Consider the following 15,989-nt stretch of genomic DNA (forward strand, 5'->3'; position numbering starts at 1 on the left):
ACATTCGTTTTTACATATATTCTTATATTTCGGCTACAAGGCTTCCAAAGTTTAGAAGACTTCCAGGATGAGAAAGAGGCAAATACGATCCAGCACATTTCCAGGCACACAAAAAAGCCCGCAGTAGCTGGCTTTAATGATCAAAGCGCTGTCCTGCGGGCGAGCATATAATAAGAAAGAATTTATTTATATCAGAACATTAGGCATGCCCAGTGTTGCGAAAATTACCTGTACCTTATAATCCTGCCTGAGTCTTCAGCATTTCGGCTCTGTCCACCCGTTCCCATGGAAGGTCAACATCCGTACGCCCAAAATGGCCATACGCTGCGGTTTGTCTATAGATAGGCTTACGCAGATCCAGCATCGAAATGATTCCAGCTGGACGAAGATCAAAATTGCTGCTAATCAGCTCGGCAAGCTTTTCTTCACTGATTTTACCTGTTCCGTATGTATCCACATTAATCGAGACAGGATTTGCTACCCCAATGGCATAAGCCAATTGAATCTCACATTTGTCAGCCAAGCCGGCAGCAACCAAATTCTTAGCCACATAACGGGCTGCATAAGCCGCAGAACGGTCAACTTTAGTCGGATCCTTCCCTGAGAACGCACCACCGCCATGACGGGCATAACCCCCATAGGTATCGACGATAATTTTACGTCCGGTCAGACCCGCATCGCCTTGCGGACCACCAATGACAAAACGTCCTGTTGGATTAATAAAGTACTTTGTGTTCTCATCAAGCAGCTCTGCCGGAACTACGGGCAGAATCACATATTCCTTAATATCAGCCTGAATCTGTTCAAGTGAGATTTCTTCTGCATGCTGGGTAGAGACTACTATAGTGTCCACTCGAACCGGTCTATCATTGTCGTATTCAATGGTCACCTGGGTTTTGCCGTCGGGACGCAAATATTCCAAGGTACCATTCTTGCGGACCTCAGACAAACGGCGGGCAATACGGTGAGACAATGCAATCGGCAGCGGCATTAATTCAGGAGTTTCATTGGTAGCAAAACCAAACATCAGTCCTTGATCGCCGGCACCAATATTCGCAGTTTCTTCAGCAACCTGTGCTGGATCCCGGTTCTCCAGTGCAGCATTGACCCCTTGGGCAATGTCTGCCGACTGTTCATTTAGTGAGCTCAAAACTGCACATGTATTATAATCAAAACCGAATTTCGCACGCGTATAGCCAATTTCCTTGATGGTATTGCGAACAATTGCCGGGATATCCACATATTCCGATTTGGTGCTGATCTCACCAATGACCAATACCAGACCGGTTGCAACAGCAACTTCACAAGCCACACGGGCATTAGGGTCATTAGCCAAAAAAGCATCGAGGACCGCATCGGAGATCTGATCGCAGATTTTATCCGGATGTCCCTCGGTTACGGACTCTGAAGTAAACAAATGACGTCCTTTAATAGACAATACAACAACCTCCCATATTGTTTATTTGACACTGTATAAAGGGATTTTTCGTGAATACCAGACTAAATATCTCATAAAAGATAGAATTGGACCACTTGTCCACTTCGGTCTAGCATTACTTAATTCCCTCAACTCAATAATCATAGTTATTGTTGAATAAGTTCAAAAAATGAACCTTTTCCGATTGGAAAAGGTTATGGCTTTCCTCAAAAGTCATATTATCTTATTTGCCGGATGGTGTCAATTCAAGGCATTCTTATTTAAAAAGAGACTGCTCGGCCTGCTTCACAAGCCTCTTGGTAATTTCTCCACCAACAGATCCATTGTCTCGGGAAGTAAGATGTCCCAGATAAGAAGATCCATACCCCATGGAACCACCGGTTACACCAAGCTCAGAGGCAAATTCAGTATCCGCTCCACCGCTAGAAGGAGCACCATATAAACCAAACTCAGAAGCAATTTCATACTGCATTTGTTTGAGCATTGCCCGGCTTTCCGGTACTACTGTGCGATTAGTACGTGCCATAATCAAGCACCTCCTGATGTTTTTTAAGAATACAGGAAGTATTGTACGCTTGATCCATAATCCCGAGTCACCTCAATGTTTGTCAGTCGTGGCAAACCGTTCCGAGAGTATGAACAAGCCATTGTTAGGGCATCCTATCTTGTAGGTAAATAAATCAAGCTCTTAAAAATGTATGTCTGGAGTATCTGTTATTTTAATGTATATGTGCCGCGAACCATGACAACCAGACCCAAAGTTTGACCGTCTTGGACAGTTATCCCTCGACCTTCACGTGGAAAAGACAGCAAATGGTTGGTCGGAGCTGCAGTTCCATTGGCAAGGTCTACTCCATCGGTTAGATCACCGACGCCATTGCTGTCTTGCGTAGTGATTACTGCCTTGCCAGCACGTACAATAAACTCCGAACCTGCTCCAGCAATCAGGGTTTGACCTGGCTTCACATCGACAATAACATACGCAGTTGAGGCAATCTGGGCAGGCGTGCTTGATGGTGTAGGCGTAGGAGCTTTGGTTGGTGCGGCAGTGGGTGCGGGGGTAGCTGTTGCCACTGGTGCTTGAGTAGCAACTCCACCACCTTGAAGCGCTTTCTGAATTTGTTGATCCACATAACTTTTGGTTACAACCGGATCATCGGCCGTTCCTGGCTGTGAGCCTACACTTGCTCCTTCGGCAAAAGGATTCATAATGGATCCTGCGATAAGAGTGACACCTAGAACTGCAGTAAGCGCAGAAATTTTTGTTAGTTTATTCATACGTCTATAGTTCAGCCCTTTCTCATTTCTGATCTAATAACTAAATAAAAAGGCAGAGAGCATTACTGCTCTCTGCCTTAATGTAAAGCTTAAGTGAAATATTATTTCACTGTGATGCTTGTGCCAGTAGTGATTGGGTTAGCGAATGGACTTGGTGATTTAACAACGTCAGTTACAGTATTAGCTGCATTGGAAACTCTAACAGTTAATGTTGCAACCTTGTTCACATCAAACGTTCCATTAGAAGCAGTGGAAGCAGTTTGAATCAGGATATCACCAGCAGTGTAAGTACCACTACCATCAACATCCAGGAACAATTGACCAGTAGCATCAACCAGTTGTTTGAAGGTAACTACATATTTACCTGCATCAGTACCAGTACCTGGTGCAAATGTAGCAATGTTTTGAACATTGGATCCAGCTACAGTTACGTTATTGATTACGAATTCGAAGTCATCGTAAGTTCCAGCCGTTACTGTGGAAACAGCTTCAGTGAATCCAAGAACAACCAAACCATTGCTGGAGATTGTTGCAGAATTCATCACTGGTGATACATCATCGTTTAGACCCAGACCGGAAACAGCAACCGCATTAGCGATATTTCCAGCTTTGTCTTTAACATTAGTAACATTCAGTGTGTAACCTTCAGTGGATGCGATAGAGCCAGCTGGCAAGTTGATAACTGCAGTAATATTAGTTGCTGCACTTTCAGAAACGCCTGATGGTAATTCAACTGTTACATAAGCGCCAGCAGGAAGTGCTTTACCGTTGAGCAAGTAATTGCTTACGTTTTGAACAGATACCAGATCAAGACCGATGTTGTCTTTCATGGTGATCTTAATTTGGTTACCAGCCAAACGATTTCCAGCTGGTACTGGAGTTGCAGTAGTAGCTACTTCTGGTTTGCCGCTATCGTTAGAAGCACCCACAGTAAAGTTCAGAACAGCTGCACCGTTACTGTTTGTTTGAGTGGATTTATCCTTAGCAACGCCATTGTTTACACGCAGAGTGTAAGTACCGGAATTCAGAGCCGTACTTGTAGTAACACGCACTTGTGTGGAATCATTTGCGTCACCAGTAGCTGACACAAGTGTAGGACTAGTAACTACCACACCATTAGCATTGATCAAGCTGAATGCAGCAGCGCTACCTGAAGCTGTAACATCTTCACTGAACTTAACAACAATTTCGCCAGTAGCGATTTTGCTAGTGTCATAAGATGCGGATTGAACTACAGGAGCAATTACGTCCTTAGTCAACGTAACAGCATGACTTGTAGTTGTTTTAGCATTACCCAGAGTATCTTGGATTGCGTCTGTAAGGATCAATGTACCAGTGAAAGTACCGGCGGAATTGAAAGGTACAGTTCCAAGTTCAACATTAAGATTTTTTCCATCAGGTTTGGAGTTCAATACTGTTACAGGGTTTCCGTTACCATCAAGAAGTTTAACTGCACCAGTAATTGGAGCTGCAACATTCTTGTCAAATACAACTTTGATCAAGTTATCGCGAGTTGCTGTTACGCTTTGAACCACTGGAGCTACTACGTCAGAGGACACAGCCACAGACAAAGCAGTTGGGTTTGGAGCCAAGAAGTTACCAGCGAAGTCTTTGAAGTTCAAAGCGCTGATTTCATAGGATTTACCAGCAGTCAGAGTTTGACCAGTTGTTACTTTAATTGTTGTAGGAGTGGAACCAGCTTCGGATTTTGCAGCTGTGCCACCTACATATACGATTGCGCCAGTTGGATCAACTGGTTCGGAGAAGGTAAGAGTAACAACGTTTGTTGTTGTCTTAGCTGTTGAACTAGCAGCAGTAAGTACTGGAGCTACGGAATCGCTGGAAGTCAAAGTTGCAGTGTAATCAGCAACTGTTGCAGCAGACGTATCTTTTACGCCAGTAACAGTGAATTTGAATGGAGTTCCGGCAGTGATTCCACCCAGGCTGGAATTCAAAGCAGCTGGAGTTGTAATTGTTACAGTTCTCTTATCAGCGCCCAATTCAATGTCAGTTCCGTTTGTTCCTTTAGCAGGAATAGCCTGAGCTTTAGCCATTGCATTGGTTTGGTAAGTATAGTTAGTTACTGTTTTTGCTGAATCTTCATTCACAGTTCTGTTGAATACTACTTGGATTTGCTTAGCATTCAGAACAGTTACGGATTTAACTTGTGGAGCAGTCAGTGTAACTGTGTATTTGTAGGTGTAACCATTGTAAGTGAAGGTTACTTCAGTTGCTTTGTCAGCCACAAGAGCTGTAGCCAATTTGATTTCGGCAGTTTTGCCGTCAACAAATGTTACGCTCAAAGTTGAAGCATCCAAAACTTCTACAGTTTTGATTGCAGGAGCTTTATTGATGGTGTCAACTGCATAAGCTGCTTCTACTACCAAAGAGCGAGTAGCGTTAGCTTTGAAGTTAGTACCTTGAGCAACCAGTCCTGCGTTGATAACAGCTTGAGCATAGCCCTTAGCCCATGCGGATGCGGAGTTATCAGTTGTAGCTGGAGTTTCAAGTTTCAGAGCGCGGAACAATACAGCCGCTACTTCTTCAACTGTTACTTTACCGTTGTAGTCGAAGAGACCTTTAACAGTATCTTTACCTTGCATCAAGTTAGCTGCAGTAGCTGCTTCGATGTAAGGAACTGCCCAGTTGCTTGCTGTGTAACCTTTGTCTTTGTAAGACAGTTTGCCAGTTACTTCAGTAAGACCGAACAATTTAGTAACGATCTTAGCAAATTCAGCGCGAGTCAGATCTTTTTCAAGATGAGCTTTACCGTCTGGATATCCGTTAAGGACACCCTTAGCTGCTAAAGCATCAAATTTTGCTTGTGGAGTTGTTGCAGTTGCAGTTTCACCAAACGCTACAGAGGCAAACATCGAGAATGCCATTGCTGTAGATAATGCTACGGATAAAATTTTCTTCATAACCTTTTTTTCTCCTCCTTGGACGTTCATGAACTGAGATTTTTCTTTAGTTGGGTAGCTCATGTCACTCATTAGCCGATGCACCCCCTTTCCCGAGTTGAGCATATTAAGTATAAATAATGTCTGTGACGGGTATCACAGAAACTTGTAAACAAGCTGAAGACAGAGTAATACTAGATTCCTAATTCTACCTAAGTATTATACAATGTGCCTCAAGTCACGTAAAGCTAATTTTTCCATTTGGCTATGCTATACAATACTGCACATGCCGTGGGTAAATGACTCTACACCTTAAACGCAAGAGATTCAGAAAAGTTGCGCTTTGTTCAAAAATATTTTTTTGAGGCCTGCGACCCGGTACTTTTCCATTAGAAGATACATTATGTATGTTCTGCTAACTATTGTTAATGATGGGCGGCTACGGGACTCAGTATAGCATAGAGGCTTTTAAAACGTCATTAAGCAATATTTGTTAAGTAAATAAACATAATTATCCTATTTCAAACCATTCTTTGATAATAAGAGCAAACAAAAAGCGCCGTTCTCGGCGCTTGTCTCTATAGCTATGGTCTAACGAATCTTCATCGATAGTTGAATCAATTCCTGACGTTTCTCAGGGCTGGCATTCACATTCTCGTACATTGCATCAATTGCCCCGCGATTTTCGCGGTAGGTCTTCTCATGTTTGATCGTAGTATGCGACCATTCAATTAGAGCATTCTCTGCAGTGACAAGATCATTGTATGCATCATGGAATCCTGTAGCCTGTACAAGTTCTTCCATAACCTCCTGCGTAATCTCCTGCAATGCACGTTTTGCGGCAATTTCTTTTTCCATAACTTTAGCTCTATTCTCAAACGAATTCTTTGCTTTCATGTAATCCAGCTGTGCTTTTGATAAAATCGGTTTCATCGATGGCTTTCACCTTTCAGAAAATATTATTTTCTAAGTTATTGTAACGTAAAACGATGCAGATTACAAAGTTAATGTCGATGGCAGATATTTTACATTACAAAAGAACAGGTCCGCGAACAGTTTTCGCGGACCTGTCGTTCTATTCCTACATTAATTGAAGGTTTTTGGGAAGATGCTTGTGCTCTTCTTGAAGAGCGACACAGCAATCTTTCCGGCTTCCGCTCTAGTCAGCTTGCCCTTCGGATTGAAATTATATACCGGTTTGGTTTGACCCGTAATCGTCACGGCACTGCCTTCCATGATTTTGGCTTTAGACACCGCATCAATGGCTGGTCTGGAGTAAAAGTCCATACTTCCCGAATCCACAAATGATTTGGTAAGAGTGGTCAGCAGCTTGGCATCGTTGAGAGCCATTTTGAGTTTTAAGGCTCTTGCAATCATCACTGCCGCCTGTTCTCTTGTAAGCGGCTGATCCGGGCCAAAGAACCCATCGCTCAGGCCTGTTACGATCCCTGCTCTCGCCGCAGTCTCAATATGTTTGAAATCCCATGTTGTCGAAACTGCCTCCGGCACAATATCAAAGAAGGTTTGCTGGCTGTTATTGTAGCTTAGAGGGATATTCAGCCCTTTTACCAGCAGGGTAGCAAACTCACCTCGTGTAGTCGTATCATCGGCTCCAAATTGATCGAACCTCAGATTTTTCATAATACCTTTGGAGTACAGCCCGTTCAAGAGGTTTCTTGCCCACGGGTGGTTCGTGATGTCAGTATATCCACGGCGGAGTTTCATTACTGTATAATATCCAAATTGATCAAAAGGTACGGTGATCGTGTGTTTCTTCGTATCGACCTCACCACCAATATTTTCCCACTGTCCCGAGTCTGTATAACGGTACACTGTTATCGTTGATCCAACCTCATCCACAATATTGGGACTAAACGTGAGGGTCAGCTCTCCACGCTGTGAAGGAACAATTTTACGTTCAGCTTCAATTTGTGTGAAGTTACCCTCTACCGAGTATGGCGCAATACCATTTGTGGCTGGTTTGTAGAGTGCAGTGCCCTTAGTTCCCTTTTCCCCAAGGCCTCCGCTGATCCAGTAAATGTCGGATACCCGGGAGAAGTTGTTGGTTTCTACTGTAGAGTTAAACCGTAAAACCAGATCGGAAGGGATCAGCAATGTGCTTTGGCCTCCTGGTGTGCGTGCATCTGCATCTACGTTGATTGTGTTGCCATAATCATTTTTACGTTCAACAACACCATCTATCGGATCAGCGATTCCGAATAGCAGTTTGGTATCAGGATAGTACTTTGCCGCACCGGAGGTAGTGTTGCCTTTCATTAGGGTCCCCTTTGGAAATGCAAGCTCCAGTCCTTTGTTGAATACACTATATTTGGCAGCAACCTTTTCAGCCATAAATTGCGTGTCTACTTGAACGGCACTAGCGTAGTAAACAGTGATTGTATCATTTATGGTTGCCGCAGCACGAACAATCTGAATTTTAATTGTAGTAGCCTTATCTGGCTTCAAACCTACATAATCCAGCGTAAATCTGTTCGGCAAATCTGTGCGTGGAACAGCTACAAACTTATCAACTAAAACCTTGGTTGCCCCTTCAGCTTCAATATCAAAACGGACAAAGTTTTTATTGACGACGATCTGTTTTCCGACCGTTTCTACTGGAGATAAAATACGGTATGGAGAAACTTCGCGTTCCACTTCCATACGTTGATTCGTACGTGCACCGGTTTCATTGATTAATTCCAGGTTATATACAATGCTTCCCGCGGATTCTGCCGGAATGTCCATGATCCGCAAAATGAAATCCGTGCTGCTACCCACAAAATCATAGTAGTAGGTCTTTCCTCTGTAAGTGAACTGCTCTGGCCCTTTTTTATCCGAGGTTGAGCCTAGAGTTTTATTGTCCAGGGATAGGAACAGTTCAGAACCTTGGTACAGGTTAAGTTTGTTTGCTGCTCCTCCTCTGAGTACCAAATCGTAGCTGGTTTGACTTGTAACATACTTTTCGTTCTTATAGATGAATTCAGAAGTCAATCCAAGAATATCGTTAAGTTCTTTATCCGTATAGTCCTTTAAATTTGTATGGCTGAGCGCAGCTCTACCTTTAGGCAGCTTAGGATGGAATTGCGACAGGTTGGATACATTGGTATCCACAACATAGATTTTCAGTTCTTTACGAATTTCTCTCTTATTCCCCACATTGTCCATGGAGGTCCCGGTGAATACAATTTTATTCTCACCATATACGATCGGTCCCTCAGCAGCAATGTTCAATACAAATGAGAATTTCGGGTTGTTCTTAGGATTAAATTCAGTAACCGAAAGTGTCGGTGAAATTCCGTTGACGAAAACCTGGGCATTGCTGATATTCTCGAATCCGATATATTCACCTGATACTGTCAAAGTATTTGCAGCATTAGCTGAACTAAATGTATAAGTCTGACCATCATTTAAATTAGCTACATAAATATAGTTTTTAGAGACATAAGCAATATCTGCATTATAGAAGGATTGCGAGTTTTTAAATTGAAATTTCACCTTCTGCTGTCCGTTGGAAAACCCGGATACTTTATAGACAGCCTCATTGGAACCAAGGTTAGTAAGGTTAGTTTGTGGCTCTAACGTCAGCGATGCACCCAAAGGGAGGTAAGAACCCAGTAAAGTTGAAGGTGCCGCGCTTGACTTCACCATAATGAAAAAGTCAGGCGTTCCAACTTCAGCACCGTTTAAAGGAAGCCTCGATAAGGTTTTAGCGTCAATGGTAGCTGTAGGATCTTCTTTATAACCTGAAAGATAGTACATATCCGTAATAACATTCTCGCCCGACAAGAACTTATAGGTTTCTTTGACCGATGTAGTATAAGTCCCGTACTTAATTCCGATGATTACGTTAGAAGCTCCCGGAGTAAGCGTGAATGGAGTTGTAGTCTGGAATGTGATCAGACGATATTGAGGCGTCACGCCATCCGGAGCCGGGATAATAATTTCTTTCTGTGCTGCTGTAGCTGGAGGTGTGGAAACTTGTGTGGTGAAGCCCCCGTCCGCTGCAACTGTATAGGATTCAAGCACTTCAACCGGAACCACTATGTCATTTATTTTGACCTCATGGTCGTCTTCGAAGGTTTTAGCACTCGAATTATAAGGCAGAAGCACCTGGCCGATGATTTTGGCAGATGTTGCTGCATCCGTTAATGTGGGGACCTTATCCAATATACTGTAAGCTTTATCAAGTGGAGTTGCGGGTGCAGCGGGTGCTGTTTTGCCATGAACGATTTGCAGATCGGTAAATGGCTTATTGGTGTCAAAGTAAAACACCGAACGTTTAATTGAAATGGAGTCGGCTGCATTCTGCACTACAATGTCCAGCGTATTCTCCCCGGATTTCAAAGTTAGAGCTGGTGTAAAGAAGGTTCCATCCTCAAGAAGAGAGGTTTGCAGGGAAGAACCCCCGTTAAGAGATACGCCTACCTTGGTTGCATTCGTTACATTACCTTGGAGCGTAATCTGCTGGTTAGGTACGACAACCTTTGTACCTTCATTTAAATTAATGGCCGTAGGTCCTCCTCCAAGTACTTGGAGAGAAGAAATGTAAGGGACCTTATCATAAAGAACATAAAACGATTCGGAGCGTGTCAAGGAGCCCTGCATCCCTGAGAAAGTGACTTTATTATAACCTGTGAAAAGGGTGAGGCCACTTGCAATGAAACGGTTATCAGGGTTTAATGTGTCTGTAGTTACCGCTCCAGTAGTAGTATGTGTCTCATCGGTAACCCACTTCCCCCCACTCTGCGTCATCTGTTGCACAGTCACTTTCATAGTGGAAGCCGTTACCTGTGCATAAGTACCCGTAATGGAGAAGTTGGGGGCGCTTGTCTTATATACTGTACTTCTGGTAATTTCTGTTAAAGAACCAGTGGCAGCTGTTTGGTCAAGTTTTGCTGTATTCCGCAGCGTGAGATCATCCGGACTGAAGTAGGTCGTGGTCGCAGTAGTTGCTGCCGCTGCTTGCGGCGTGTATTTGCCTGGAAACATGGAAACGATCAGAGCCGCCAGCAGCAGCCAAACGAATGGTCTCTTAAAGCGTAACATGTGTTATATCTCTCCTTTGAGTATATGTTCTCGATATTCTTCACTTTGTTCTTTATCGGTCATAGTGGCAGAATTTTTTAGGAATACAATAAAAAAGCTCATCCTAAAAAGGATGAGCTTTGTAAATTAAAGGAATATAATTGCATATTTCCGTATTTAGTGCCTTTATGACTTAGAACCGCGCTCCGGACTGACCTTCATTCGCATTCTTAGCAGAAAGTTAATTAAAGGACGTTTGGTCTTGCTGATGACACCCGTGATCTCTGCGCCGATCTGCAGGAAGAAGAGCATCACGCAAATTACGACGAAGGTAACCCAGTTGGCTTCATACAGGGCCGCAGATGTTTGGATAACAGCCAGTACCCCAAAGAATGCGGCAATTCCATAAATAATCAGTACGGTCTGGCGGTGGCTGAAGCCGAGCTCGCGCAGGCAGTGATGCAGATGACCTTTGTCCGGAGCGAAGATGGGTTTCTTCTGCAGCTTCCGGCGGACGATAGCAAAAAACGTATCCGACAGCGGAACTCCGATGATCAAGAGCGGTGTAATAAAGGATACAACTGCAATCTGTTTGAATCCCAGCAAGGCAAGCAGCGCAAGGCAGAAGCCCAGGAACAGCGAGCCTGTATCACCCATGAAGATTTTGGCGGGATGAAAGTTAAAGAACAAGAAACCCAGAATACTGCCCAGCAGAAGCAGGCAAAGCAGTGCAACCATCGTATTGCCCATCAAAAACGCCATGACAGCAATAGTAGCGATTGCGATACCGGAAACCCCGGCAGCAAGCCCGTCCAACCCATCGATCAGGTTAACGGCGTTCGTTACCCCGACGATCCAGAAAATGGTTAGCGGAATGGCAATCCAGCTTTCCAGCGAGGAATACGTATTATTAAATGGAATGTTTACGAAATCAACGGTAATCCCAAATCCAAAAACAACGATGCACGCTGCGGCAATCTGGCCTAACAGTTTCACCTTTGCCGAAAGCTCGAACCGGTCATCCAGTGCACCGATAAGAACGATCAGTCCGCCGCCCGAGAGCAGCGCTTTGATGAAACTTACCTCCCGCGGAGTAAAATCATAAGGAATAAGCGGTAATACGGCAAGCAGACCTAACACAAACGCCAGAAAAATACCTAGTCCACCGAGGCGGGGCATGATCTTAGTATGCACTTTACGGGCATTCGGCACATCCGTGGCACCAATCTTAATTGCGAATTTCTTCACCAGTGGTGTCAAAAGCAGTGCAAGTCCCATGCACACAATGAATCCGGCGATGTATATGATTAACATTTGACCAGTCGACCTCCATTTCTCTACCGCATTGAATTATACGCTGAACGTAAAACAAATTCCAATTCCGTTTTTAGGCTGCTGAACGGATTTTCGCACTAAATAACCGCGTTTCTCTAAACTTTTGTCACTTTATCTTTCTCACGCAGCACTTTTGCTGCGAATTTCGGCAGCGCAAGCATTCTTTTGTAGCGGGTTGGCTCCTTAAGAAGGCGATATAACCACTCCGCACGAAGTTTTTGGAAGGCTTTCGGCGCCCTGCGGCTCTTGCCGGAGATCACATCAAAGCTCCCGCCGACACCCATCATGACCGGGATGTTCAGCCGGGTTTTGTATTTGGCGATCCAGGGCTCCTGACTATCTGCTCCTCTAGCGACAAAAAGCAGGTCGGGCTGAGCTTTGACGATTCCACTAATAATCTCCTCATCCGCGTCGGGAGCAAAAAATCCGTCGTGATAGCCCGCGATGATGATACCGGGATACTGAGTTTGTAACCGGGAGGCCGTCTCGCGAATCACCTCGGGTGTAGAACCCAGCAGATATACCTTCCAATTGTAGCTTTCTCCTCGGTGCAGTAATTCATGTAACAGATCAAACCCTGCTACACGCTCAGCTACAGGCTGTTTGCAGTATTCCGCGGCCCACACGACACCTGTTCCATCGGGAACCACCAGTTCGGCTGATCTCATAATTTCCATGTACGCCGGATTCTCCAATGCCGTCATTACCATGATTGGATTGGCTGTAATGACCTGATGCGGCTCACGTTTTTTGACAGCATCGGTCAAATAGGACACGGTGGCTTTCATATCAATTTTGGATACCCGGATGCCAAAAATCGGCACAGTGGGGATCCTACTGTCTGCTTTCATGTATCAATCACCCTTTACGGCGGAAATATTCAACAATTTGCCGGGCTGGCGCCTCTGCCTCCTGCACTAGTGAAGCAATACGCGGCTCACGTTCAAGCTTCCACTCATCCGCTGCTGACAAAAGCTGCAGCACTTCGGCAGTAAGCTTGCCGCTGTCCAGTGAAGACGTCGTTCCAATAGGCTGGCAACCAACCCGTTCCAGAAAATGATCAATCTTCGGATCATACGATATGCCAATGAGAGGCACCCGTCTGCCTGCAGCATAAATCAAGCTGTGCAGCCGCATTCCGATTAGAACATCACATTCCCCTACCTCCCGCAGCATTTGCTGTGGATGCAGTGCATCCTCACAGATACTGACCACTCCACCATACTGGGAGATTTCATTCTCCAGCTTCTGCATGATATACCGTGAAGCCTCATTATCAGATGAATGGTGGAAAGGCAGAAACCTAAGATGAAGCGGAGTCTGCTTGCAGGCCTTCAGCAACCCCTCGGTGATAGCATCCAGTTCCCCGCGCGATTGTTCCCAGAAGCGTACCGAAATTCCAACAGTCTGAACTGCCGACGGTGAAAGAGCTCCTTTGCTGCTTGGTACTTGATCTTCCGGAAGGCTTAAGCCCATCACCGGGTCAGGAACCACTTCTATCTTATTCCAGTCTAATCCCATGGACTGCAGCAACTCACGCGACTGCTCATCCCGTACAGAGATATAGCTGCATTTGCGGAAAACCGATTTGATTAACGGGTGAAAGAGCTTACGGTTGACCGGGCCAATTCCCTGAGCATAAATAAAGGTCGGTTTGCCCATCCATTGAGCCAGCTTGATGATTCCGAGATAGTATGGGATACTCTTGCTCCCGGTCACATCCTGCAGCAGGCTGCCTCCCCCGCTAATCAATCCTGCACTTCCGGCAATGGCGTTTCGCACCTCTCCAAGCTTCATGCGGTGTACGGACTTTACGCCATAGGTCGCTGTCGTCCATTCGGGATCTATCGATAGTACAACAGGGTCGATAGCTATCCCCGTCGCCAGGGAATGCTTCTGCAGTGCAATAAGGATAGACTGCAGCACCGCTTCATCTCCACTGTTTCGGAAACCGTAATAACCCGAGATGATTATTTTCTGAGGAGCGGCGACCATCGTTTCCAACACCCTTCTACAAGCTGCCATACCCCTACTGCGATCAGACCAATAATCAGGCCCAGGCCCAGTCCCAGGAGTCCACGAACCAGTGAAATCAGAATTGGAGAGTGAATATGGGCAAAGGTATCAACCATGGAGAGCTGGCCGATAACAGCAATGATCATGATAAAAGCGGCATTCCGGTATTTATAGGCCATAAAAGCACCCAGGATAAACAGCGGATGGGCCAGGAGGAATTCTTTGTTGCGCGGACGGACCCCGACAGCATTCTCAAGGAAGTTACGGAAAGACATTTCCAGAGTGCTTACATTGCCGTTATTACCAGTCCGGCTCAGATAGTACATTCCCATGATTCCCAGCACACCGGCAGCTATCACCCAAGCTAAGGTAATCGGTGTCCGCAGAAGCTTTCCGGTCTTGCTCAGAACGAACTCTCCACGGTACAGCAGCACATATACAGCAATCAGCGCAATTGGCGCCAGATGCAGCAGACTGACACCACGGAACTGATTGAGCACGAGACTATAGGTGATATTGTTCAGCAGCGCGATGACAAACGGCACGGCACTCAAGGAGATCAACGCAGTTTTGATATAGAGTACTAAACTGTGGGTCAGGCGGCGCTGCGGTGACATAACCACAAAAGTCAATGGATTAGTCCTAAGCGGAGGACCCATTTCATTAATTTTGCGTATTGCCAGTATGGTTGCGACAGTCGGTGCGCTAATCGCCACTGCAAGCGCTAAAGCCTGTTCGAACATTTCCGGCTTCAGTAGCATCAGCCCGGCGCTACCCACAAGACCAAGGGCCCAGGCAGGCAACGTAAGCCACGGTATAAAGTAGGAGACCAAAAGAGCAACCATCGCCACTGCACCTATCACAGCAATCAATTTAAAATACCGCTGGAAAGAGGAATCCACAACATCAAAGGCAGTAGCTTGTCCCAAAGTAAATCCATTATTCTCAATTTTCTCAACCGCGCCACCAGGCTCACTGAGGCTTGTAATGAGATTATCCAGAGTATCCTTAATCTCCGCCTTGGATGTGTCACGCGATGGAATCGTGTTGATGTAGATCATACGGATGTTGCGGTCCTTTGTGGCAAGTGCAAAGCGGTCGGCGATCGTTTCCGGAGAAAGGGCGGAATCACCTTCACTGAGCGAGTACAGCCGGGTTACATTGTAATCCAGCAGATACGCTAATTTATTGAATCCTTTTTGCTGTGCTTTGATGTTCTCAATGGCAGCAATCCCCATTCCGCGTTCCTTAAGAAGATTGGAGAAAGCAGTAATGCTCTTCAAATCTGCATCATCGTTAAATCCTTTAACAGACTCGCCTTCAAAAAGCAGACGTTTAACACCAAGCTCCTGGTACCGATCCAGCAGTTTGGTGACGGCAGCCTCATTGTAAGGCAGGGAATCCACAAGCCGAGGTACGATATTAAACCCTTTGTCATGCAGCATCTCCAGAGTAAACGGGTCCGGCTGCAACGGCTTCAGTGTGGCATCCTCCAGCGGGGTTTTGATAATAAGCCCTTGTTGCCCGCGGAAACTCCAATCCTCAGTAGCTATATCCAAGCTGCTAAAGCCATCACGGATGATAGGTGCAAGGGCTTCACTGTTCTCCGGACTGGTAAAGAGGACATATGTATAGTTCTCATTCTCCGGAATTACGGTGTTCATGAGGTTAGCGATATCCGCCGCCCCCCATATCATTAGCCGGCGGGCTTTGCGGTAATCTTCCAGCGTGTTCTCGTAAATAGCCATACTGCCTACTCCGGCAGCCTTCAAACGATCAAGCTGCTGGGAGATATAGTCCTGTGGATTCGCCCGGTAGCTGGCCACCTCCACCAAGTCACGATAATCAAAAACAAACTCAACGGTCTTGGAAGATTTCTCCGTCTGCAGACGGTCATAGACGACAGGCAATGCGGCAAGCACACCAATCACCACTATTATCCATAACCACTTCCGTGAAGCGATGTTCCAACGTTGCCATTTCTGCTGCACTCCAAA

General features: G+C 45.4%; 10 protein-coding genes. All 10 read right to left on the reverse strand.

What is annotated here, in order from left to right:
* Positions 1–235: 235 nt before the first annotated feature.
* The 10 genes from metK to ACTJKB_RS11520 all read right to left on the reverse strand — a co-directional run bounded on the left by metK (position 236) and on the right by ACTJKB_RS11520 (position 15,983).
* On the reverse strand, positions 236–1,438 hold the full coding sequence (metK, locus tag ACTJKB_RS11475; RefSeq protein ID WP_440834062.1) for a methionine adenosyltransferase: 1,203 nt from the start codon (positions 1,436–1,438) through the stop codon (positions 236–238).
* Between the two features lie 256 nt (positions 1,439–1,694).
* Positions 1,695–1,964, reverse strand: a complete 270-nt coding sequence (locus ACTJKB_RS11480; protein ID WP_440834063.1) for a small, acid-soluble spore protein, alpha/beta type — start codon at positions 1,962–1,964, stop codon at positions 1,695–1,697.
* Between the two features lie 188 nt (positions 1,965–2,152).
* Positions 2,153–2,716, reverse strand: a complete 564-nt coding sequence (locus tag ACTJKB_RS11485) for a hypothetical protein (RefSeq protein WP_440834064.1) — start codon at positions 2,714–2,716, stop codon at positions 2,153–2,155.
* Positions 2,717–2,817: 101 nt separating this feature from the next.
* Positions 2,818–5,709 (reverse strand): beta strand repeat-containing protein, encoded by a 2,892-nt coding sequence (locus ACTJKB_RS11490; RefSeq protein WP_440834065.1) that lies wholly within the window; start codon positions 5,707–5,709, stop codon positions 2,818–2,820.
* A gap of 498 nt (positions 5,710–6,207) precedes the next feature.
* Entirely contained in the window at positions 6,208–6,549 is a 342-nt protein-coding gene (locus ACTJKB_RS11495) for a hypothetical protein (RefSeq protein ID WP_219214292.1), read from the reverse strand.
* 153 nt (positions 6,550–6,702) lie between these two features.
* On the reverse strand, positions 6,703–10,662 hold the full coding sequence (locus ACTJKB_RS11500) for an S-layer homology domain-containing protein (protein ID WP_440834066.1): 3,960 nt from the start codon (positions 10,660–10,662) through the stop codon (positions 6,703–6,705).
* A gap of 165 nt (positions 10,663–10,827) precedes the next feature.
* On the reverse strand, positions 10,828–11,955 hold the full coding sequence (locus ACTJKB_RS11505) for a glycosyltransferase family 4 protein (protein WP_440834067.1): 1,128 nt from the start codon (positions 11,953–11,955) through the stop codon (positions 10,828–10,830).
* 116 nt (positions 11,956–12,071) lie between these two features.
* On the reverse strand, positions 12,072–12,827 hold the full coding sequence (locus ACTJKB_RS11510) for a WecB/TagA/CpsF family glycosyltransferase (protein ID WP_440834069.1): 756 nt from the start codon (positions 12,825–12,827) through the stop codon (positions 12,072–12,074).
* A 7-nt stretch (positions 12,828–12,834) separates the two neighbouring features.
* On the reverse strand, positions 12,835–13,971 hold the full coding sequence (gene csaB, locus ACTJKB_RS11515; RefSeq protein WP_440834742.1) for a polysaccharide pyruvyl transferase CsaB: 1,137 nt from the start codon (positions 13,969–13,971) through the stop codon (positions 12,835–12,837).
* Positions 13,947–15,983, reverse strand: coding sequence for a DUF5693 family protein (locus tag ACTJKB_RS11520; protein WP_440834070.1), 2,037 nt, complete (start codon positions 15,981–15,983; stop codon positions 13,947–13,949). Before ACTJKB_RS11520 ends, csaB begins: the two co-directional genes overlap by 25 nt.
* Positions 15,984–15,989 lie beyond the last annotated feature (6 nt).

The organism is Paenibacillus sp. 22594, assembly GCF_052044425.1.
GTDB lineage: Bacteria > Bacillota > Bacilli > Paenibacillales > Paenibacillaceae > Paenibacillus_AQ.

Bases quoted from the DNA above. Each gene is read 5' to 3' on its own strand.
- ACTJKB_RS11480 (WP_440834063.1), bottom strand. From the start codon at position 1,964: ATGGCACGTACTAATCGCACAGTAGTACCGGAAAGCCGGGCAATGCTC.
- ACTJKB_RS11505 (WP_440834067.1), bottom strand. From the start codon at position 11,955: ATGTTAATCATATACATCGCCGGATTCATTGTGTGCATGGGACTTGCA.
- ACTJKB_RS11490 (WP_440834065.1), bottom strand. From the start codon at position 5,709: ATGAGTGACATGAGCTACCCAACTAAAGAAAAATCTCAGTTCATGAAC.
- ACTJKB_RS11510 (WP_440834069.1), bottom strand. From the start codon at position 12,827: ATGAAAGCAGACAGTAGGATCCCCACTGTGCCGATTTTTGGCATCCGG.
- csaB (WP_440834742.1), bottom strand. From the start codon at position 13,971: ATGGTCGCCGCTCCTCAGAAAATAATCATCTCGGGTTATTACGGTTTC.
- ACTJKB_RS11500 (WP_440834066.1), bottom strand. From the start codon at position 10,662: ATGTTACGCTTTAAGAGACCATTCGTTTGGCTGCTGCTGGCGGCTCTG.
- ACTJKB_RS11495 (WP_219214292.1), bottom strand. From the start codon at position 6,549: ATGAAACCGATTTTATCAAAAGCACAGCTGGATTACATGAAAGCAAAG.
- ACTJKB_RS11485 (WP_440834064.1), bottom strand. From the start codon at position 2,716: ATGAATAAACTAACAAAAATTTCTGCGCTTACTGCAGTTCTAGGTGTC.